The 22,284-nt window shown below is 47.2% G+C and carries 17 protein-coding genes, 1 tRNA gene and 2 pseudogenes; 9 read left to right on the top strand and 11 right to left on the bottom strand.

Going from position 1 to position 22,284, the window contains the following annotated elements:
* The first annotated feature begins 272 nt into the window (after positions 1–272).
* Positions 273–776, top strand: a complete 504-nt coding sequence (locus tag V202x_RS27815) for a hypothetical protein (RefSeq protein ID WP_232098964.1) — start codon at positions 273–275, stop codon at positions 774–776.
* A gap of 47 nt (positions 777–823) precedes the next feature.
* On the opposite strand, the pseudogene V202x_RS28140 reads toward V202x_RS27815, so the two are convergent.
* Positions 824–1,285, bottom strand: a pseudogene (locus V202x_RS28140) (cadherin repeat domain-containing protein); the annotation flags it as partial.
* Positions 1,286–1,469: 184 nt separating this feature from the next.
* Between V202x_RS28140 and V202x_RS27810 the strand changes: the two are divergent.
* A complete protein-coding gene (locus V202x_RS27810; RefSeq protein ID WP_232098963.1) occupies positions 1,470–1,847 on the top strand; it encodes a hypothetical protein in 378 nt (125 codons plus the stop codon).
* Positions 1,848–1,867: 20 nt separating this feature from the next.
* Here V202x_RS27810 and V202x_RS28135 read toward each other — a convergent pair.
* The 6 genes and pseudogenes from V202x_RS28135 to V202x_RS12595 all read right to left on the bottom strand — a co-directional run.
* Positions 1,868–2,212 (bottom strand): annotated as a pseudogene (locus V202x_RS28135) (cadherin repeat domain-containing protein); the annotation flags it as partial.
* A gap of 722 nt (positions 2,213–2,934) precedes the next feature.
* Positions 2,935–3,016 (bottom strand) — tRNA-Leu (locus V202x_RS12615).
* A 140-nt stretch (positions 3,017–3,156) separates the two neighbouring features.
* Positions 3,157–3,681: a UvrB/UvrC motif-containing protein gene (locus V202x_RS12610; protein ID WP_145175134.1), complete on the bottom strand. Its 525-nt coding sequence runs from the start codon at positions 3,679–3,681 to the stop codon at positions 3,157–3,159.
* 119 nt (positions 3,682–3,800) lie between these two features.
* On the bottom strand, positions 3,801–4,184 hold the full coding sequence (locus tag V202x_RS12605; protein WP_145175131.1) for a CoA-binding protein: 384 nt from the start codon (positions 4,182–4,184) through the stop codon (positions 3,801–3,803).
* Between the two features lie 8 nt (positions 4,185–4,192).
* Positions 4,193–5,179 (bottom strand): DUF6807 family protein, encoded by a 987-nt coding sequence (locus tag V202x_RS12600; protein WP_145175128.1) that lies wholly within the window; start codon positions 5,177–5,179, stop codon positions 4,193–4,195.
* 114 nt (positions 5,180–5,293) lie between these two features.
* Positions 5,294–6,790 (bottom strand): Gfo/Idh/MocA family oxidoreductase, encoded by a 1,497-nt coding sequence (locus tag V202x_RS12595; RefSeq protein WP_145175125.1) that lies wholly within the window; start codon positions 6,788–6,790, stop codon positions 5,294–5,296.
* A gap of 275 nt (positions 6,791–7,065) precedes the next feature.
* On the opposite strand from V202x_RS12595, the gene V202x_RS12590 reads away from it, so the two are divergent.
* The 4 genes from V202x_RS12590 (at position 7,066) to V202x_RS12575 (ending at position 14,016) form a co-directional block, all read left to right on the top strand.
* A complete protein-coding gene (locus V202x_RS12590) occupies positions 7,066–7,998 on the top strand; it encodes a bifunctional riboflavin kinase/FAD synthetase (protein ID WP_232098962.1) in 933 nt (310 codons plus the stop codon).
* 75 nt (positions 7,999–8,073) lie between these two features.
* Positions 8,074–9,069 carry a DHH family phosphoesterase gene (locus tag V202x_RS12585; protein WP_144986308.1) on the top strand — a complete coding sequence of 332 codons (996 nt, stop codon included), beginning with the start codon at positions 8,074–8,076 and terminating at the stop codon, positions 9,067–9,069.
* A gap of 128 nt (positions 9,070–9,197) precedes the next feature.
* Positions 9,198–12,254, top strand: a complete 3,057-nt coding sequence (locus tag V202x_RS12580) for a PVC-type heme-binding CxxCH protein (protein WP_145175122.1) — start codon at positions 9,198–9,200, stop codon at positions 12,252–12,254.
* Positions 12,255–12,387: 133 nt separating this feature from the next.
* The gene (locus V202x_RS12575) at positions 12,388–14,016 is read left to right on the top strand and encodes a S41 family peptidase (protein ID WP_145175119.1); all 1,629 of its coding nucleotides are present in this window, start codon (positions 12,388–12,390) and stop codon (positions 14,014–14,016) included.
* Positions 14,017–14,050: 34 nt separating this feature from the next.
* On the opposite strand, the gene V202x_RS12570 is transcribed toward V202x_RS12575, so the two are convergent.
* From V202x_RS12570 to V202x_RS12560, 3 genes are all read right to left on the bottom strand, one after another.
* The gene (locus V202x_RS12570; RefSeq protein ID WP_145175116.1) at positions 14,051–16,048 is read right to left on the bottom strand and encodes a cytochrome b N-terminal domain-containing protein; all 1,998 of its coding nucleotides are present in this window, start codon (positions 16,046–16,048) and stop codon (positions 14,051–14,053) included.
* Between the two features lie 72 nt (positions 16,049–16,120).
* Positions 16,121–16,639, bottom strand: coding sequence for a ubiquinol-cytochrome c reductase iron-sulfur subunit (locus V202x_RS12565; RefSeq protein WP_145175113.1), 519 nt, complete (start codon positions 16,637–16,639; stop codon positions 16,121–16,123).
* A gap of 479 nt (positions 16,640–17,118) precedes the next feature.
* Positions 17,119–17,616 carry a HEAT repeat domain-containing protein gene (locus V202x_RS12560; RefSeq protein WP_232098961.1) on the bottom strand — a complete coding sequence of 166 codons (498 nt, stop codon included), beginning with the start codon at positions 17,614–17,616 and terminating at the stop codon, positions 17,119–17,121.
* 25 nt (positions 17,617–17,641) lie between these two features.
* On the opposite strand from V202x_RS12560, the gene V202x_RS12555 reads away from it, so the two are divergent.
* From V202x_RS12555 to V202x_RS12545, 3 genes are all read left to right on the top strand, one after another.
* Positions 17,642–18,154 (top strand): hypothetical protein, encoded by a 513-nt coding sequence (locus V202x_RS12555; protein WP_145175110.1) that lies wholly within the window; start codon positions 17,642–17,644, stop codon positions 18,152–18,154.
* A gap of 1,093 nt (positions 18,155–19,247) precedes the next feature.
* The gene (locus V202x_RS12550; RefSeq protein WP_145175107.1) at positions 19,248–20,621 is read left to right on the top strand and encodes a tetratricopeptide repeat protein; all 1,374 of its coding nucleotides are present in this window, start codon (positions 19,248–19,250) and stop codon (positions 20,619–20,621) included.
* Between the two features lie 33 nt (positions 20,622–20,654).
* The gene (locus V202x_RS12545) at positions 20,655–21,410 is read left to right on the top strand and encodes a polyprenol monophosphomannose synthase (protein WP_144986292.1); all 756 of its coding nucleotides are present in this window, start codon (positions 20,655–20,657) and stop codon (positions 21,408–21,410) included.
* 44 nt (positions 21,411–21,454) lie between these two features.
* Here the strand turns inward: V202x_RS12545 and panB are convergent, their stop codons facing one another.
* Positions 21,455–22,270, bottom strand: coding sequence for a 3-methyl-2-oxobutanoate hydroxymethyltransferase (gene panB / locus V202x_RS12540; RefSeq protein WP_144986290.1), 816 nt, complete (start codon positions 22,268–22,270; stop codon positions 21,455–21,457).
* Between the last annotated feature and the right edge of the window lie 14 nt (positions 22,271–22,284).

Raw genomic sequence — 22,284 nt, 5'->3', positions numbered from 1 at the left:
TCTCAGTTTGTTCCCAAGCATCGTTTGCTGCAGCTACTCCTGAATTATATATGTCCTCCAAATCTGCATAAGGATTTTCTTCAGCTCCTGATCCACTTCCTGAACTTGAAGTACTCCCCGACGTTGAACCACTAGCTGAGCCTGAACCGCTAGACGATCCCGAACCAGAACTGCTACCAGACGTAGAAGCCGAACCTGATGTACTGCCTGAAGTCGAACCGCTGGTTGAGCTTGACCCGCTCGTTGAGCTTGAGCTACTGCTGGACGTAGAAGTGCTTCCCGATGTGGATCTACTCGTTGATGCTGATCCGCTGGTGGACGACGAGCTGCTTCCTGATGTCGAAGCCGAACCCGAGGTGCTTCCTGAAGTGGAGCCGCTTGTCGAACTTGACCCACTCGTTGAGCTGGAACTACTTCCCGATGTGGAGCCACTGGTTGATGCCGATCCGCTGGTGGACGATGAACTGCTACCGGATGTGGAAGCCGAACCTGAGGTACTTCCTGAAGTGGAGCCGCTTGTAGAACTTGACCCGCTCGTTGAGCTTGAGCTACTGCCGGACGTAGAAGTGCTTCCCGATGTGGAACTGGAAGAACTCCCTGAAGTTGAGCTACTACTAGATGTAGACCCACTAGTTGAAGAGGAGCCACTACTCGATGAGCTACTACTCGATGAGCTACTGCTGCCTGAAATTGATCCACTGGATGATGAAGACCCATTGCCTGAGCTGGAACTGTTGTTGTCCGGTTCTACTTCAACATCGTCGACTGTCACTTGAGTCCAGATCGTGGTGCTGTTTCCGTTAATGTCTGTGGCTTGAACGGAAAAAAGATCAAAGCCGCTGCTTTCATAGTCGAGCGCTGCCAGCAATGTGATCGCTCCCGTTATCGCATCAATGGCAAAGGTTTCTCCACCATACGTAACTTCATAGGTAATTGCATCGCCCTGGGCGTCCGTTGCTTGGAGGGTTCCAATGACTGAGCCCACAGCAGTGTCTTCCGCAACGGTGATGTAATTTGTCGTTTGTCCAAATTGCGGTGCTTGCTGAATCTGTTCCAGAACCACGTCTACCTGTGCATTGGCTGTATTTCCATCCGTGTCAGTGGCCTGCACAGTAAAGGTAAGGTACATCGCTGTGGCATAATCCAGCGGGGCAATTAATGTCACTTCACCTGTGACGGAATCAATCGAGAACGTTTCACTGCCTGATGTCAGAGAGAACGTAATTGCCTGATCTTGAAGATCAACGGCTTTCACAGTTCCAACTACAGTGCCAATCGCGGCATTTTCAGAAACTTTCCAGTAATAGTAGCCTTCCCCCTGATAGTTCGTGCTGAACTGGGGCGTTTCTTCTACAACATAGCCAGGACCACTGGACGAGGAGCTTCCACTGCCTGATGAGCCGCTTCCTGAAGAAGAACTGCCACTGGCGGAGCTGCTACCACCAGATGAAGAATTACTGCCCGACGTTGTGGAGCTGCCTGAAGCAGAACTGCTTCCCGAGGAGGATGAGCCACCTGAGTTGGATGCGCTACCTGATGTAGAACCACCTGTCGAGGACGAACTACCTCCTGAACTCGAAGCCGAACCGGATGTACTGCCCGATGTTGACCCACTGGTGGAGCTGGATCCGCTTGTAGAACTGGAACCGCTGGCTGAACTCGAACTGCTTGATGAAGAGGAGCCACTTCCTGACGCTGAGCTGCTCCCGGATGCGGAAGAACTACCAGAGGCCGAACTACTACTTGAGCCCGATGCCGAGCCGCTGGACGAGGATGATCCACTACCTGAGGATTCTGAGATATCTCCGACAGAAATAACTCCTGTTGTGGATGCACTATTCCCATGAGAGTCTGTTGCCTGTACTCCGAATGATTCAGACTGACTGGTTTCATAATCCAGGGCGGCAATCAGCGTGATGGCCCCTGTTGTATCGTTTATCGAAAACTTATCGGTGCCGGATGTCAGCGCGAACGTAAAGGTATCCCCGTCCGGATCAACGGCAGCGACTGTTCCCACAACCGTTCCAATCGCGGTATTTTCATCCGCATTCCAAGCATAGCCTGTTCCGGCATCATCGAATTGAGGGGCATCGTTGGTACCACTCAGTAACTGGCGTTGCTCCAGCTTTTCAATTGCTGCAACATATTGAAAAGTGTGTTTCTTTCGGCGCCGACTGGTACGACGAGATCGAACGGGAGCACCATATTTCATAGAATGACGTAACGAATATAACCAGTCTTTTAATACCATAGCATGTAGTCCTTCAATGCTGCTATTCAGGCTAAAAGTAGAAAAGCTTTGCGCGTACCTTACTCCTTAGAAGTGCCTCTTTTTAATTGAAGAGACGCACCTTCAGGAATTCAGCCTTTCTACTGAATCTTTCAATTCATTGTTTGTCAAAGTGACAGAAAGGTGATAATGCAACTAAAATTGAAGTGGTTCGTCCTTGAGTAGAAGAAGGGAAGCATTTCAATAAACACAATACATTATCGTGTGCCTGCGTGTTTTTGTGTGAAGAAAAAGGATAAAAGGCAAAACCCTCAAACTCAAGATGAGTTTCGTAAATAATCTGTATATTTATCACAAATATAATAACGGTAAAAATCAAAAATCCATTATATATAGAGAGGTATTTGGAAGTAATTTGTTCGCTGATATTTCACTTTTTTCAAAAAGGAGAGAATCTGTTTAAAAGCATTACTGATAAAAATGAACGACTATCCTGAAGGTGTCTAAGTTGTAAACCAAACGGTTTTTGAAGAGACTTTTGAATTCGACAAGCACTATTTCCAAAATAATTATTGCCCTCGAAAATTCCATTAATTACACAGCAATGTCCCCACAATCCTGTTACACCATAGTTACACCAGAAGAGCTGCACACAAAAAAAGACTCAGGGCTTAACTGCCCTGAGTCTTTTTTAAATTGTTCATTGGGGATGACAGGACTTGAACCTGCACGCCTCGCGGCACTAGATCCTAAATCTAGCGTGTCTGCCAATTCCACCACATCCCCGGATGGTTTTCGCTTCTGCTGGAATACTAACGATTTTTCGGAGCTGATACAAATCGATCGCGAGAAAAATGTCTGATTTTCAGACGGTTTCTGAAATGTTTTCGGTTTTCCGACTCAGATTTGCTAGAAGCGCACCGTGATTATTCTGCGGAACTATCAGATTCAAGTTCGTTTTGCTCTTCCTCTTCGAGTTTGGAGATCTGATCTCGTAGTGCAGCCGCTTTTTCGTAATTTTCTTCTGCAATCGCCGCTGTCAATTCGCGGCGTAATTTAATCAGGTCGTATTGCTGCTGACTCGAAGTTGGCGCCCGCTTGGGGAATTTGCCGATATGTTCACGTTCGCCGTGAATATTTTCGAGGAGTTGAATCAGTGGTTCTCGAAAGGCGATGTAGTCGTGTGGACAGCCTAACCGCCCTTCACTGCGAAATTCCTGAAATGTAATTCCACAATTGGGGCATTCGAGTTCTTCATCCAGTTCCAAATCTTGTGAATTCAGTTCGATGAGTGTGGCTTCGTCTTGAGGTTCCCACTCATCCTGGGGAGCCTGACCACTGATGTATTCCTGAAAATGGTCTTCACAAAAGTGCAGAGCCTGTGCCTCTCCGTTTTGGATTTCGGTTAGGTGATACACGGCCGGTTTATTACAAACTTTACATTTTTTCATGGTGTGAACTTTATGGAGAATCAGTTGAAACGACGAAGTTTTATGAAGAAGATCTCAAATCATCTACAACCATTCTATACAAAACGGTAGTCTCCCTCAATCGCGATTCCTGTTTTGCGTTATTCATGCATTGCAGAAGGCGATTCCCCGATATCGATAATACTGCAAGCCTGAATGACATTCACACCCAGTTCAGTGGCGCGTGCGAGCAGCTCAGGACTCTCACTACCCGGATTGAACCAGATTTCGTTGGCCCCTTTCTCACGGATTGATTCCAGCAGCGACATCCCGATTTCAGGGGGAACATAAACGCTGATTCGATCCAGATCTTCGACAGGCACTTCTTCCAGGGTAGGATAAACTGGTAAGCCCTCAATCGTCGTTTCCCGGGGATGGACCGGGTAAACGTCATAGCCCTGCTTCAGATAAGCACGAACCGCCTTATTTCCATATTTTTGTCGGTCCGTGCTGGCTCCAATAATAGCGACGGTGGGTTTACTCATGCTGAGTCCTATTTTTTGAGGGAAGCAACAAACTGATCGTAACGCTTTTGGATTTCAGCCTGGCTCGGCGTCTTTCCTTCACTGACGATAACTCGATACTTCATTTCGAGTGGCTTACTTTCATCGAACTTTGTATTGAAGAACGCACCAAAGCGACCGTAAGGACGTTCCGAATAGCGCGAGGGTTTGGGAACACTGGGATCTTCAAAATATTCGACATTGTAGCGTTTGCCATCAATTACATAGGTCATGGCAAACCAGCCGAGATTGATGTGTCCGTTGGGATCTTTTTTATCGGAAACCTGAAACGGAGCTGGCTGTTGGGGAAAGCCTTCCGGACGAACGTAAGTCGCGTTGTTGGCATCGGCGACTGCCTGTGCGGCCCGGAATTGAAAACCGGCATGCTGACGGTCGCCATCGAGTTTGATTTCGCCACGTTTACTCTTGAGTGTTGTCTGCCAGTCAATCTGCCAGGCAGGATTTTTTGAAGTCGAAACTTTGATGGGGGTGACAGTGACTTTACGAGTTTCTTCAATGACGGGTTTGCCTTTGGCATCGTTCCAATGAATTTCTGAGGTCATGGTTCCCGAGTCAGGTCCGCCGGCCATTTCAATCATTTCGGCATGTCGGAGATGAGCCCCGTTCTTGCAGTGCCAGAAATCAAGCTGTTTTCCATCAAAAAATGTTTTATTCCAGCCTACATAGAGTCCGCGGTGATGAGTGAATTTTCCGCCGGGACCTTTTGTGATAATTGCTTTACTACCCGGACCGTAGACGTGATGAAACACTTTGTATGTATCATGAATTTTTTCTGCCGATGAATCATCGTAAGGATAGACGTATTGCAGAACGGGGTTTCCGTTGTAATAGAGATCAGCCACTTTTTTCTCGGGATGATCTTTCCAGGTAAAACCAGTCTTTTCTCCTGCATTGACAGAAGTAAGGGAAGTCAAAATTGCCATCAACGCTACAAGAGCGACAGAAAAACGCTTCATGATGAGATCCATGGGACAAAAGGTGAATTTTGATTGTACTTGAAACAAGTTATACGTGAAAAAATTCCCGCATTCCAGTGAGGAAAGCGGGAATTAAAGAATCAAGCGAGAGAATTAACCCGCGTTGGAGTTGGGGTCCGCTTTCGGTGGTTTGCCATCGATCCACGGACCTGCAAGTGCCATGTATTTGGGCTCTTCCAAAAGGCTTCCTTTATCGCCGGCTTTCCAGCCGGGAATGTGTTTTGGTTTTTGCCGTGCTTTTGACATGGCTTCCCATTTTTTTGCCCAGCTTCCATCGCCATTGGAAATCTTGCGTGAATCAGGATCGAAGTGGAACACTTTCCCGTCGCGATAACTGCTGGAGCCCAGGTTGACAATCGCAATCGCGGCTGCACCAAGATCGGGGGGATTGTTACACTTACTTTGGTCATTCGCCTCCATCGCTTCAATCCAGTTTTTGAAGTGGTTATAGGTGGTGTCTTTGACCTGTGCGACATCGATTCGTTGTTTTTTCAACGAACTGTCTCGTGTGACTTGTGGTCGTTCAGGAACGAAATCGTACCCGTCGAACCCTTCGCCGTTTCCAAAGACAAACGAACCATGATGGCCACGAATGACCTGCTGAATGCGGGTCTCTTGGTTACACATGGTGGCGTTGATCAGCCCTTGGACACCTTCGTTGAAGTCGGCTGCCACTGTAGCGACATCAGGCACATCTCTTCCATCGTATTCCAGGAAGAGCCCCCCTGCTCCGACAACGCGGCCAGGAAATCTCAGTCCGGTGGCTTTCAACATCGCCGTGGTTCTGTGAACGAAAAGGTCGGTATACATGCCCGATCCGAAAGGCCAGAAACGACGCCATTGGGCATACACAGCACGGTCAAACGGTTGATGTTCTGCCAGACCTTCCTTTGTACCGAGCCAGAGATCCCAATTAATGTTTTTCGGGTTCATCTCTTTTTTCAGAGCGTAGTACCGCCACTGACCCATGGAAGAGTTGCGGAAGTATTCGGTCTGGAACTGTAGTACTTTGCCGAGTTGCCCGTCCTGGAGACGTGCCCGGACATCATCCCAAACAGGCAGACTCGTGGACTGTACACCGACCTGCATGATCTTGCCTGTCTTTTTCCAGGTATCAACGACCGCCAGTGCTTCCTCGACTTTCTTCGTCATTGGTTTTTCACAATAGACGTTGAGGCCGGCGTTCATGGCATCGATGGTCTGCTTGGCGTGCCAGTGGTCGGGAGTTCCAATCGCCACCGCATCCAGCTTTTCTTTTTCGAGCATGTCGCGATAATCGACATAGGCATTTACATCATTGCCCAGCTCCTTTTTGATATAGTTGGCTGTGCGATCACGGTGTTCTGAATAGACATCAGAGACAGCGACCAGGTCAATGTTCATGCCGTCCTTCTTTAACTGGACCAGCTTCTTCACATGTGCGCCAAACCCACGTCCACCGGGGCCGATAAATCCAATGCGAATGGCTTCGTTACTGTTGGCGGCTCCGAATGCAGGTACGGTTGCCAATCCGGCGATGGTACTGGCGGCAACAGCTGTTGTTCCTGATGTTTTCAGGAAATCTCGGCGATTGAGAGGGTTGTGGTCCATTTCGTTATCTCCCGTTATTTAATAAAGTGGGTGTGCTACTGGAGGGCATCAGGACGATATTGTTTGCTTTCACTTTTTCAGGTGAATTCTCACTGATGCGAAGCGGGTATGGAGGAAATGACTTCCTCTGTCAATAATAGTAGCAATAATGAAGACTAGATGGTACTTAAGACTCTACATTTTCTGAATTGTTGTCGATTCAATAGAAACTGCCAGGTATGATTTCCAGTCAGAACGAATTTCTAAATAAAGACAAGATATTGTTGGGTTAAGTGGTGTTAATACGAGGATTAAACGGTTTCGATGCCTGTCTGGGGGGAATACTCTCAATTGGTAATTTTGATGGTGTGCATCGAGGGCACCAATTGATCATTCAAACACTGATTCAACAGGCGCGCAGTCAAAATCTGCCTGCAATCGTCTTTACATTTGATCCGCATCCCATTCATCTTCTCAGACCTGAATTTGCACCACCCGAATTAATGGGAATCGAAGATCGTGCTGCAATCTTGCAGAGCCTGGGGGTCGATTTTGTCATAGCCTACCCCACTGATCATGCTTTGCTCCGCCTCAGTCCGGAAGAATTCTTTCAACAGGTTTTAATTGATCAATTAAAAGTAAAGGGCTTGGTGGAAGGTCCCAATTTTTATTTCGGTAAAGATCGATCCGGGGATGTGAGCTTGCTACAGCAATTATGTGCGCGTGCGGGGCTTTCTTTTGAAGTCGTTGAACCTGACATTTGTGATGGACGAATGATTTCTTCTTCCGAAGTTCGTAACGCAATTCAGTCGGGGAATCTCACCCCGGCAACCGAAATGCTGGGCCGACTATATCAGGTAAAAGGCACAGTGGTCCATGGTGATGAACGGGGAAGACTTTTAGGTTTCCCGACCGCTAACCTGTCTGAGGTATCTACCTTGCTTCCTGGAGAGGGAGTTTATTGCGGGTTTGGAATTGTAGGAGAAGATCGCTATCCCGCGGCGATTCATATTGGCACGAATCCGACATTCGAGAAGTCTGAGAAGAAGGTAGAAGTCTATTTGATTGGTTTTTCAGAAGAGATCTATGATCAAAATCTCAAGGTCGAATTTCTGGAGAAGCTGAGAGAAACGGAAACCTTTTCTGACGTCGAAACGCTCAAAGCACAATTGGCGATTGATGTTGAAACAGCAAAAAAACAAGTCCTTGAATGGAAGCCTGCTCAATAATCCTCTAAGATAAACTCAATACAAAGCGGAACCAGAAACAAAAAATCGCAGGAACAATCTGAGCAGGAATCATGAATGAGCATTAACTGGAGTCCCCTTTGTGAACTAATCGAAACGCATCAGAAAATTCTCCTTTCCTGTCATGTCCGACCTGATGCCGACGCTCTGGGGTCGGAATTAGCGTTGGCTGGTTTTCTCAAGCAATTAGGAAAAGAAGTACGGATAATCAATCCCTCGGTGCACCCCCAAAGTCTGGAATTTCTGATCGGAGAACACGAAGTTCGTTATGTTGGTGATGGTGTGACTGCCGAAGATTTCGAATGGGCTGAATTGCACATGATTCTCGACACCAGTGCCTGGTCACAATTACCGGGCCTGGCGAATTTTTATCGCAAAACTGAATCAAAAAAAGTGGTGATCGATCATCACGTCAGTTCCGATACAATGGGCGCCGAGGAATTCAAGGATATTAATTCCCCTGCCACAGGCTGTCTGATTTATGATTTGGGAAAAGCCCTGAAGTGTACGCTGACTCCCGAGATTGCGACCCTGATTTATGCGGCGATTGCGACCGACACCGGCTGGTTTCGTTTCCCTTCAACCACCAGTTATACGATGCAAATCGTCAGCGATCTGATTTCCGCCGGGGCTGAGCCGCATCAGATTTATGAACTACTTTATGAGCAGAATAGTTTACCTCAATTAAAATTGATGGGGCGAGTGCTTGGTAAAGTGCAAACCGATTTTGATGGCCTGCTGGCTTATACGGTTGTCAGTTGCGAAGACTTCAGCGAAACCGGAACGACACCAGTGGATACAGAGGGATTAGTTAACTATTGCCTTACGTTAGCAGGAACTCAGGCCGCTTTTATTGCCGTTGAACAACGCAGTCGTCAGGTGAAAATCAGTTTTCGAAGCCGCACCACCTGGGATATTTCCAAAATCGCCGAATCATTTGGAGGGGGCGGGCATCGACAAGCTTCCGGAGCGATGTTAAACGGCCCGCTTACTTCAGCCGTCACAAAAGTGTTGGGGAAATTCCGGGAAATGTTTGACGCCAGCGACAATTAGTTTGCCGTATTTGTCTAAATTTATTGGCTATCTACGCTGCGATTTGATTGCCCTTGCCCTCGGTCTACTATAGCATTAATCATAGTTCGTTATTTTCGTCTTTTCATTCCTGCCACAAAAGGTGATTGATGCGCTTCAACGACCCACACCGATGCTATGCCTGTCTTCTTGCATGTCTGCTTTTTTCCGGTTTTCAAATTTCACTCTCTGCTGATGAATTCCCGATCAAAAATACGCAAGATCCCAAAGACATCGCGACCTCTCCTGAGCAAACCGTTAAGAATATGACCGTTCCCGATGGCTTCCAAGTCACGCTGTTTGCCAGTGAACCTGACGTGCATCAACCCATCGGTTTTGATATTGATGACCGTGGACGTGTGTGGGTTGCAGAATGTTTCAGTTACGAAGCACACGGTAAGTATCAGGATCAGTTCTTCGATCGGATTATCATTCTGGAAGATACCAACGGCGATGGAAAACAGGATCGGCGAAAAGTTTTCTGGAAAGGACCAGGACCTCTTACGAGTCTCACCGTCGGTTCCCATGGAGTCTGGGCGTTATGTCGAGGGGAACTCCTCTATTTCGAGGATAAAAACCACGATGATGTACCTGATGGGAAGCCTCAAGTGTTGCTCGATGGTTGGAACTATAAGCAGGTCAGGCATAATATTGTCAGCGGTCTGACGTGGGGGCCTGATGGCTGGTTGTATGGGCGACACGGAATTACCTATACCTCACTGGTGGGAACACCCGAAACCGACCCTTCAAAAAGAACCCTGATTCATGCGGGTATCTGGCGCTTTCATCCGGTTCGCAAAACCGTGGAAGAGGTGAGTTCCGGAACAACAAACCCCTGGGGTTTTGATTATGATGAATATGGGCAGATGTTTTTCACGAATAATGTGAATGGTCATTTATGGCATATGATTCCCGGTTCTCACTATCTTCGGATGTCGGGTCATGGCAGCGATCCAAATCCGTACGTTTATGAATTAATGACGAAGTGTGCCGACCACGATCATTGGGATAGTTCCTCAGGCAAATGGACCGATTCGCGAGATACTTCCGGAGTTCACGGTAAGATGGGTGGCGGCCATAGTCACTGTGGTGGCATGATTTATCTGGGAGATAACTGGCCACAGAAATATCGTAACTCCATCTTCATGTGTAACACACACGGGCACCGTGTTAACAATGATGCGCTGGAGCGCGAAGGCTCCGGTTACGTCGGCACTCATCGTCCCGATTTTCTGTTAACCGGGTCAGACTGGTTTCGAGGCATCGAACTTAAATATGGTCCTGATGGCAGTGTTTATCTGACTGACTGGGCCGACTTGGGAGAGTGCCATGATCATGATGGTGTGCATCGCACCAGCGGTCGCATCTATAAGATTTCCTATGGGGATGTGACTCCGCCGAAGCAGCTTGATCTGAATCAACTTTCGGACAGCGAATTGGTCAAGCTGCAACTGCATCCGAATGACTGGTATGTCAGACATGCGCGAAGAATTTTGACCGAGCGCGCGGGGACCGTCGCGAGTTGGAGCCAGCCTAAGGCAGAGTTATTGAAGATTTATAAGACATCAAAAGAGGTTTCCCGGCGGCTGCGAGCAATGTGGGCTTTATATTGCATGAATCAAGTGAATGATTTCTGGCTGGAGCAACAGTTGAACGACCCTGATGAGCACGTACGGCTCTGGGCAATTCGGTTATTGGTTGATGATCAAAAAATATCTTCCGCAGCAGTCAAACGTTTTGCGAAGTTGGCAAAACAGGAACCTTCTGGTTTAGTAAGGCTCTATCTCGCATCAGCTTTACAGTCTCTTTCCCCCCAGGATTGCTGGGAGATCGCCGCGGGTCTCGACCAGAATCATCAAGAGACAGCAGATCGTAATTTCACGCTGATGCTCTGGTATGGAATCGAACCATCGGTGATGAGTGCAAGTGATTCCGCATTACAGTTTCTCAGTCACTCCACCCGTCCATTGATTCGTCAACTGGTAGCGCGTCGATTGACGGAAGACATTGATCAGCATCCCGAATATGTCAGAAAGCTGGTTCAACTGACCATTAATAGCAAGGATCCCGTTGCCCAACAAGATCTGCTAGCTGGAATTCAGGCCGCATTGCAAGGACGACTCAAAGCACAGGCACCAGAGAATTGGCAGACTTTAAAACAACAGGTCTCAAAAACAGACTCCCAGGATTTACAGGCGCTCGTCACAGAGTTGTCTGTCATTTTCGGCGATGGCCAGACAATGGATGTTCTCAAGAAGATTGCCGTCGATTCGAATCGTTCCATGAAAAGTCGATATCAGGCCTTAGAGACCTTGTTAAACAGTTCGCAGGATAAAGATTTATTACCTGTCATCCAGCAGTCAGCGAATGTCACGGAGTTGCAGGCATTGGCAATTCGTGGTTTGTCGAAGTTTTATGATCCGCTGACGATTCAGCGCATGCTGGCACGTTATCGAGGGATTAAAAAGGAAGGCCGCGAGGCACTATTGGACACAGTTTGCAGCCGAAAAGAATACGTGCTGCTTTTGCTGAATGCCATCGATAAAAAACAGATCCCTCAAGAGGATGTCTCAGCATTCCATGTGCGACAGCTACGCAACTTTCGCAATAAGGCAGTTGTCGACAAATTGAATCAGGTCTGGGGACAGACCCGAGAGACCCCCGAAAAGAAACGCGCACAAATTGAAAATTATAAAACTCTATTAACCGCAGAGCGATTGCAGCAGGCAGATCGCACAAAGGGACGGGCCTTATATGAAAAAACCTGTGCGAAATGTCATCGCCTGTTTGGAAACGGGGGCACAATTGGTCCGGATCTGACGGGCGCCAACCGGACGAATATGGATTATCTGTTAGAAAACATGGTTGATCCTTCTGCCCTGATTCCCAAAGGCTATGAGATGGTGGTACTTGCTTTGGAAGATGGTCGCGTGTTGAACGGTACTGTAGTCAGAAAGACAGATCAACAATTGACTCTGCAAACACAGAACGAACAATTCGTATTCGATCGGCAACAGATTGAGGAGATGACTCAGTCAAATCTCTCACTCATGCCAGAGGGACAATTGGAAAAGCTGAGCGATCAGCAACTGGCAGATTTGATTGCCTATCTTGCCGGTAATTCGCAAGTGAAGTTACCGGCAGGAGTAGAGATTCAGAGTCCTTGAGAGACGAGTGAGGAAACCAGGCTTGATCAAGATCCTTCTTTTTTCTCAAGATTGGTAATGCTCTAGCGAAGAAGATACCATCGGGAAGATCTGACAGTGAAGATGAAATTTTCTGTTGCGAGGATGTGGTTTCATGGTGACAAGCTCTCTCAGCTTACAACTGGTCTGGCGATCTCTGAAATATTTTTCGATTTTCGGATTATTACTGGTCTTCTTAACGGCAACTGCCGTTGCCGAAGATCTTGGTAAGAAATACACCGCGAATCTAGATTATTCGAAGCAGTTCCGTGCCTATAACTGGACTTCAGGTCAACAGGATGTTTGGATTCTGAAATCCTTTCACTACAAGCTGGCAGACGACTTTGAAATCAAGCTGGGGCCTTCGCAGGTTGTTTTTGGATGTCACGGCACGAACGTACTTTGGGCTGCTGTATTTGCCGATAAGCCAGGCAATGTTCTGTCGGCTGGCGCTGGTAAGGGGGAGCATATCACAAGCGTGTGGATGCGTTTTCATCCGGCACTTGTTGGAAACCTGTTTCCATCTGATACCGTTGGGGAACAAGGCGATGTGACCCTCGTTGAACAGGCAAAAGAACTGGCGCATTTTAAGATGCGATCTAGCTGGCAAAACAAAGGGAGACCAGTGATCCCGCTCAGAGAATCGATCATTTTCGATCTGGAAACCAAAGAAGGTTCGCGACGATTCTATGTGATCGACACTGGAAAAAATGAGGCGAAATATGTTGATGCGTTTCGGCAGCGGACACTCCCCGTCGCGACCCCATTGAAGGATGGTGGGGCATTAGAGATTTTCGACACAGTATGGAACGCGTTTGATCGCGAGTATGCCATGTTCATGATCAAGCCAGATGTTGACTGGCAGAGCCTGCGGAAGAAATACAGGCCACTCATAGCGAAAGCAAAGAGCAATCGTGAACTGGCTCAGATTCTCAATGAAATGCTCAAGCATTTAAAAGATCTGCATGTTTATGTGAAAGTGGATGGTAACTATGTCCAAGGCTTTAACCGCGAGCGATTCTTTAATGCCAGTCCCGCCGCGGCCGCGCATCTCATAGGTTCATTTGACCGTAGAAAGGGACTGCGATGGGGACAGACTAAAGACGGCATTGGCTATATCGCAGTTGATAATCTGGTAAATGAGTCACTCCCCAGAGATTTCGAAATGGTTCTGAAAGAAATGAAGGGAACGCGAGGCCTGATTTTAGATTTGCGTGCCAATGGTGGTGGATCAGAGCCTCTAGGTGCGAAGCTGGCAGGCTTCTTTGTCGATCGTCCCAGAGTTTATGCGATGCATCAGTATCGAAACGGTGATCAGCACAGCGACTTGGGAACCAAACAGAAACGCACCTTCGCACCGAATAAGAATTGGTATTACCGTGGGCCTGTTATTGTTTTACAAGGTGAGAAAACGATGAGTTCCGCTGAGGCATTTGTGCTGATGCTGGCACAATGTCCTAACGTAACAACCATGGGGGATCGGACAGCCGGATCCAGTGGAAATCCCCGGCAACTCAACCCAGGTGCGGGCATCATTGTGAATCTACCGCGTTGGATCGCCCTTGATATGAATGCTAAGCCGCTCGATTCTGTAGGTGTTCAGCCTGATGTCAAAGTGAAGGCAACGCATGATGACTTTACGAAAACCCAAGACCCGATACTCAAATCCGCATTGAAACAGCTGCGCAAAAAAATCGAAGAACAGAAGGCTACTTCCGAGGCGACACTCATCCCACGTTCGTAAGTTCTTGTATAGTTCCTTTGAAATATACAAGAACTTAGTTTTCCGTTTTCGGTCGTTGCCATTCTCCACGCATCCAGTTGACAAGCAAGTTCAAATCGTGTTTGGAAAGCTTGGATTCTTCAAAGGCAGGCATGATATTTTTATCACCATAAAACTTTTCTGCGCCCGGGCTGCGAATGAACTCAGAGAGCCATTTGGCCGATCCATAACCATTGAAGTCAGGTGCGGCACCTCCTCCTTCATCGTCAGGATCTCCCGCTTTCATGGCGTGGCATTGCGCACAATAGCCATCAAAATCGACGACTTTGCCGTCTTTGTCTTTGAAATTCTGACCACTGAAAACAGAAATACCGCGCTTGATAACAGCCTCGCTGACAGGTTCATAGTCTCTCCGATTTGCTTCGCGCGCCAGGAGTGCTGAGACGGCTTCAATATCTGCTTTTGAGAGTATGCCTTCCGGTCCGACATAGCTGTCGGCCCAGTCACTCATTTCGCCATTCAGAATCGCCTCTCCCCCTTTCAGAGAACCAACATGGCCGAAGAATTTGGGGTCCCTTGGGTTGGTGAGGAACTCGGCAATCCATTTAGTAGTGGCAAACTCTGCAAGATCTGAAGCACGAGGAGTGGCTTTGACTTTTTTACCGTCTTTCATCTCCATGATATAGTGCCCTGTCCCATCATGCCCATTCCATGTGTGACAGATTCCACAATGGCGTGCAAAAATGAGCGGTCCCATTGATTTCGGGTCATTCCGCAGTAAAGAAGCCGGCCCTTCAGGAGGAACCCCGTTCTTGCTGGCTAACCAGGAAGCACGCGCAGCATAAGCGATTTCCTGCGAACGATTCAAAGCATAGTCGGGAGCACTACGCTCTGTTTGAATCCCATACCAGCTAATACCCGAGATGATGAGTATGCCACCCACATAAACGGCAATAGCCAGTCGCTGCCCCCACTTTTCTCCTAAAACTTTTTCATAAAAGGGAACCAGAACCAGTATCGCCAGTAACACGCCCGGTAAAACAGCCGTGACTAAGACTTCGAGATCCTTGGGAACCATATGCCTGAGTTCAAACAGAAATCTCACAAACCATTCAGGTCGTGCGACAAACGGCAGCGCACTGTCAGCAGGCGCTTCGAGTTTAATCTCACTTGGGTGCAGGTCGGCCTCCCATTCCAGCAGCTCATAGTCAACATGCTGGTTTTTCAGAGTGGGATAAGTCATCATTTGAATGATGACGATACCGATCAGAAATAAGGTTAATACCAGGGTTCTTGTTGTTTGATAGGGCCAATAGGGCTGGGTGATTTCATCTTTTAAAGGGTCATCTTCATCCAGTTCAAAATCGACATCGGGGTCATCGGCGGCTTCTTTGATCTTTGCAGTTCGCAGACGCTCACGACGAATCAATGCCATATGAACGGTAAACAGCAGAATGGCAATGACCGGTAGAACGATCACGTGAATCGTATAAAGTCGCGTTAACGTGAGGTTTCCAAATTCGCTCCCACCAACAACCAAAGAACGTAACGTCGAACCGATGCCGGGCATCGTACCTGCAATTCCCGTTTCAATTTGATAAGACCAGTAACCTTTCTGATCCCAGGGAAGCGGGTTTCCGGTAATCGTCAACCCCACAATGACCCCGCCAATTAATAGACTGGTCCAGTAAATAAATTCTTTTGGCTTGCGATAACCGGCTGAAACAATCACTAGAAAGATCTGCACAATGATAGCGACGATCATCATATGTGCGGTGTAATGATGCAGTCCTCGTACAAACCAGCCCAGATTGACCTGAGTTTCAATATAATGCACACTGCCCCAGGCTGCCGCTTCAGAAGGGCTATAGACAGTCATTAATAATGTGCCGGTGACAATTTCCACCAGCATCATCAATACCAGAGCTCCCCCCCAGATGAATTGCCAGCGAGAGCGTCTTTTGGTGGGAAAATTTAATAAGAAGATCGCATGCAAGAAATTCTTGTATCCGGTTCGTTCATCGATCCACTTTTTGGTTTTTTCTGGCAGCACTGTATGATCTCCCTATGGGAAATTTAAATGATTACATCTACGTTGTCATGGCTTGAGGTAAATGACACTGCGCTAATTTATTGAAACTTTTTCTGCAATTCCCGTTTCGAATTTTTCGTATTCCACAACAATCCATTTTTCGCCGCGTATCGTCTTGATCGACGCGTTTAATTCATCCATTCCACGAGGCTGAGGACCACTGACGATGCTGCCGTTCGACTCAAACGTGGCTGCATGACAGGGACAGAAAAAGACTTTATCTCCAGGTACGTAATCAACCACACATCCTAAATGAGGACAGGTTGACGAAAAGGCGGTGATTGATTCATCTTCATTTTTACTGATCCAAACCGATCCAATCGGACCCGAAGGATATTTCGTCCAGGCATCGACTCGCCGATCGATGATTGTAAAGCGTTGGGGAACTCCAGGCTCCAGATCATTCAGCTTGGCCAGCTCATAGGTCTCCTTTTCCTGCTGTCCTCGCTTAAGCGTCGAAAACAAAAAGCCTAGCGCCGGCACTGCCAGGATAATGGCATAGATAGAACTTAAAACACTCGTGCAGTATTTGAGGAATTTTCGACGTCGCATTGTGAGAACCTTCAAATCTGAAAAGGCGATTGTTGACTAGTTTTCGGAGTGTAGCATTTCGATTTCTGAATCAAACAACAAGTGTTTTCATAGGGTTACGCTTAAATTTGCTTCATTTTTCACAGTTATACTTAGCAGTAATTGATCAGGCAGGATGTTTTTGGGGTGTCGACTTGTGAATCAGGAGGGAACTTACAATACATGTTTCTCAACTGCAGGCTTTGACACAATGAGTGTCGGTTGGAGGGATGCCTATATGGTAACAGATCATAACAGAGATTACGAGTATATTATTTTAAGTCTAATGTTTTCATATCTTTAAGACTTTAGTATCAGATAATCGGATTATACTGTCCAAAATAAAAGGAATTCAATGCTGGTTTCTTGATTTCTCAAGGACAACAAAAAAAACGGCTCCCCTTTTTGGAAAGGAGAGCCGTTTAAGAGTTCATGGTTATCTAACTGGATTTGATTGATAATTAGTCAATCAGACCGAACAAGTTAGACAGGCTGTTTCCACTCAAACGTCGACGAGACTGTTTTTGGTCTTGAAAACGGCTGGGGAAGTAAGCCTTAGGATCTGAGGTTGGAGCAGGAGCTGGTGCTGCTGAAGGAGAGCATCCGCTAGGAGCACATCCAGTGTGGCAGCAAGGTTTGTCACAGCAACCTTCAACAACTTCGTATCCGCAGAGTTCCAGAGCCTGAGTTGCTTCACGAACAACTTTCTTGTCGCAGTCACCCAGAGCACAAGTCAGTGCAGCTGTTAATTGTGGTGAGCAGCAGCAGTTGTTCTTACGAAGCTGGTCGCCAATTTCATCAGCAGCTTTAGCACGAACACGTTCGTCAGCGTCGTTCAAAGCGTAGATGAAAGCACACATGATTTCAGGATTGCACTCACAGTTGAACTTGTCACCCAGCTTGTGGATTGCTTTGCGACGGTGCTTAGCATAGCAAGCTGTTTGAGACTGGTAGATCAATTCTGCGATTTCGCAAGGATCTGCGTTGCAGCAAGGCTTGTCGTTGCAGCAGTTGTTAGCAGCTGGTGCAGCACAAGTCTTAGGTGCTGGTGTGCAAGCTTTAGGAGCAGGAGCACAGCAGGCTTTTGGAGCTGGTGTGCATGCTTTGGGAGCAGGAGCACAGCAAGCTTTTGGAGCTGGTGCGGCACATGCTTTTGGAGCAGGAGCACAGCAAGCTTTTGGAGCTGGTGCGGCACATGCTTTAGGAGCAGGAGCACAGCAAGCTTTTGGAGCTGGTGCGGCACATGCTTTTGGAGCAGGAGCACAGCAAGCTTTTGGAGCTGGTGCGGCACATGCTTTTGGAGCAGGAGCACAGCAAGCCTTTGGAGCTGGTGCGGCACATGCTTTGGGAGCACAACCGTTGTTGCAGTTTCCTGAGTTGCAGCTTGATCCTGAATTACAGCAGCGTTTTTTGAACCAACCGCGGAGCCTACGTGCAGGCTTACAGCAGGCGGGACCAGTTTCGCCACAGCAAGGTGGTTTAATTGATGAGCACTGACGTTGGTAAGTATAAACGTTAGGCTCGCATGGTTTTGTAATAGTGGGTTTACAACACTCGGGTTGACATGTCGAGGCACATTCACAGCTCTTTGCAGCCCCGCGATTAAGCGAAAGGTCAAAAAGATCTGCTTGTGCAACGGCATTCATCCCTAATGCCACAACTAATGCACTTAACAGACTAATCCATTTCATAGAACAGCGTCTCCTTCTTGGGTCGTTTTCTGACCATCATAGACAGATTGATGTGCCTCTTATGTCACACCATTGTGATTATTGCGCGAATTTTGTTTTGTTCCCTTTGAGACTACTTTCGGTCCAAGTTGAATACCTCAACTCGCGCTGGCTTGAGTCTAAAAGATTGTTCGTTAACAATCCCTTTACAATAGTTATTCCGTTTGTGGTTGATACTCTCGCGAACATCGACCTAATTCACAGCTGAATTGTTTTCCTTGTGATCATTCAGACGCGAATTCTCATTGCGACTGCTACAATCTATCGGCGTGCTGGAATAATCGCTTGAATGTCTCAAGTCATTATCAGATAAAAAGGTTACGTCATTTTTGCATCGGATTATGTGTGTCGTAACGGTTAGTTAAGCTGAGCAGGATTTCCGATGGTTTCGAAGTAGAAAACCCCTTCGAAACCTGTGAAAATGGGTGGTTTGAGTTTGAAGAGGAGAACTGGACTTGATAGTTTTGGCTGTGCCTAATGTAATGAGCAACCCGTTCCTGACAGCTGTTTTCGTTAGATGACTTACGGCATAAACCTCATCAGCAAGGTCGACAATGAGGGCGAAAAAGCTTCTCTAAGCTACCTGATTCCTATTTCAACTTTGCAGATCATCGTAATCTGGATGAATCGTAACTATTTTTTATCCTTTTCCTGAGAGTTTCTCTGACCTGAAAATCGGATTTGAGTCTGGAAACGAATTTGTGCTGTTTTTGAGAATCATAAAGTCTTTATGAAGTGGCACTCTCATGTTTAATGCAAGGCCGTTTATCGCTGTATCAATTCAACAAGTCCTTGCTTTTAGGGAATTCAGCGTGCATAATGCAATTGTAAGTAATAGCTGGGCCTTCAGGAGAAAACAAATGCGGTATATTCTCACATTGTGCACAGCTTGTCTGTTCTCAGGTCTATCCGATCAGGCTTCTGCGCAAAGGCCGCATGCTTCACAAGGGCGACATGGTCATTACCATCATTCGCACCACCATCACAGGCATTCCTATCCACGTTATTATGGTCGCACCTGGCCTAGTCCCGGGTTTTCGTTTGGTAGAAGTTCAGGAAGCGTTGATTTTAATTTTTCGTTTTCCGGCAATGCCTATTATGGTAATCCCTGGGGACCCTACTTTTATAACCGTTTTGGATACTACAGCACGGATGCGTTCATTGCAGGCAACCCGGTCTTATTCTCCGGTAACTATTCATTGAATGGTTTTTATCCGATACTTCCTGGACAGGGTTTCTCGCCACCGGCCGTTTATCCTTATAGTAATGTGCCTGGCACGTTACCCACTCTTCCAGCGCATCCGCAACTGACCAATCCAAGTGCTGCGAGTAATTTGCCTTTGAATAATGCACTCAACGATGATTTAGCACGTTGGGAAGATCCCAATTATCTTCCCAAACCTACCAAGACAATCAAGAAATACATCATTCCTTCCACTCCTCATGCACGCGAGTTAAGTCTGCGTAATTTGGTGAAAGGCGATGAGTATTTCAAAAAACAGGATTATCGAAGAGCCTACGATCGTTATAAGCTGGCAGCTTCGTTGACGAAGGACCTGCCCACTCCTCACTTCAAAAAAGGATTCGCGCTGGTCGCATTAAAACAGTATGACCGGGCCGCTTATGAATTTAAACAAGGATTGGCCCTGGATCCGAAATGGCCGCTCACAGGAGAAAGTTTGAGCAATCTTTTTGGTCCAGATAATGTGATCGCCAAAGATTCGATGCTACATCAGGTTGCAGAATGGGTCAAAGAAGACATTCGTGATCCTGAAAGACTCTTCATCTTTGGAGTCGTGTTATATTTTGACGGTCAGGCAGAACAGGCAAGAGATGTTTTAAAGACCGGTGTTCGTCTGGCTGGTCGTGGCAATCATTTTCTGGCATTTCTGGATCCCAATTTCGGTGTGGGAAATCAAAAAACGATTCAGAAAAAAGGGAGTCAATCGGGGTTTGTTGTGAATCCAACGCAAACTCGTCCGCCTGCATTTGAGTCGAATCAGCCCTCTAAGAAACAGAATCCGTCTGGATCGTCTCGATCTGCTCCGGTTACAAAAACGCTGCCACAGCACAAACTATCACTGCCACCCCCACCTTCATCGAAGTTACCCCAGATTAATAACCAGTCTCTACCTCCTCTGCCTGAAGATGCAAAGACTCCTGGCGCACCATTGATTCCCTTGCCAGAGCCTGCTAAAAGTCAACAACCGCCTGCGTTGATTCCTCCTCAATAATTGAGACGTTTTTCTTTGGGCCTGAAATAACTAATGACAGACTCTGATTCTCCCAGATTATTAGTGACACTCTGTACGTATAATGAACGAGAAAATCTGGAATTACTCATTCCGGAGATTCACGAACATCTGCCTTATGCTGCAATCTTAGTGATTGACGACAATTCCCCCGATGGGACGGGAGAGTTTGCTAAAGAACTGAAAAAAAGCGATCAACGCATTCATTCAATCCACCGCAGTGGAAAGCTAGGCTTAGGCACGGCGACCGTCGCTGGTTTTCAATATGCGATCGAAAATCAATACGATCTCGTTTTGAATCTGGATGCTGACTTTAGTCATCCTCCCCGTTACATGCCCGCTCTGGTAGAAGCGACCAAAAATGCGGATGTCGCAATTGGCTCTCGATATGTCCCCGGTGGGGAAATTGAAGGCTGGGGGCCGAAACGCTATTTCATGAGTGGTGCCATCAATTGGTACGCCCGTTTGTTACTCCGTTTGAAATCTCGGGACTGCAGTGGGAGTTTTCGTTGTTATCGGGTCTCAAAACTGGCCGAGATCGATTTTTCTCTCTTGAGGGCCAAGGGCTATGCGTTTCAGGAAGAGATCCTTTATCGCTGCCGTCGTGTCGGTTGTACTTTTGAGGAAGTCCCCTTCACGTTCGAAGAACGTCGGTTCGGAAGCTCGAAGATTAACCTGGGTGAGGCATTTTCAGCTTTATGGGTGATGTTTGTGCTTGGAATCGAAAACTGTTTCGGGAAACGGGTTCGTACGCTTCAGTCTTCTGACTGACTTGCGCTCTGGTTCATCACAGTAGAGCATTTCTTAAGGCTTGCTCAGGTATGGCTGTGTGACTCATCGGGAAATTGACCTTCGCGTACTTCCTTTGCGTAGGCTTGAGCAGCATTCGTCATGACCGTTGTGAGATCAGCGTATTTTTTCAAAAATCGTGGATGAAAATCAGCATTCATACCTAACATATCAGGCGTCACCAATACTTGTCCGTCACAGCCTGGCCCGGAACCAATGCCAATCGTGGGAATCGTGACGGTATCTGTAATCTTTTTGGCGATGGGGGCGGTAATCATTTCAAGAATAATCCCAAAGGCCCCTGCTCTTTCGACTGCCAGAGCGTCAGCGATCAGGTCGTCTTCATCGCGTTGAATTTTTCCCATCCCACCCAGGGCACGAACTGACTGTGGTTTCAGACCCAGATGAGCCATGACAGGGATATCCGCAGAAACGATGGTTTCGATTGTTTTGACCTGATTGACGCCCCCTTCCAGCTTCACGGCGTCGGCACCTGTCTCTTTCAAAATTCGCCCTGCATTTTCCAACGCCTGTGAAGGTGAAACATGAAATGACATAAAAGGCATGTCCACAATGATCAGCGCCCTTTGAACAGCACGCGAAACGATTTCACCGTGATAGATCATTTCATCGACTGTCACGGGTAGTGTTGTGCTTTTTCCCTGGACGACCATTCCCAAAGTGTCGCCTACCAAAAGGCAGTCTAATCCGGCTTCATCCAGAATTTTAGCTGACAGAAAATCATAGGCAGTCAGCATGGAAATCTTCTGCTTTTTTTCCTTGGTTGCTAGAAACTGGGGAACGGTAAACTTTTTGGGTCGTGCTGGGGAAGCATTCGACACGGAACTCTCCTTAA

The organism is Gimesia aquarii (assembly GCF_007748175.1).
Taxonomy (GTDB): domain Bacteria; phylum Planctomycetota; class Planctomycetia; order Planctomycetales; family Planctomycetaceae; genus Gimesia; species Gimesia aquarii_A.
Note: the sequence above shows the minus strand (reverse complement) of the source record. Positions and strands in the feature narration are given on the sequence as shown.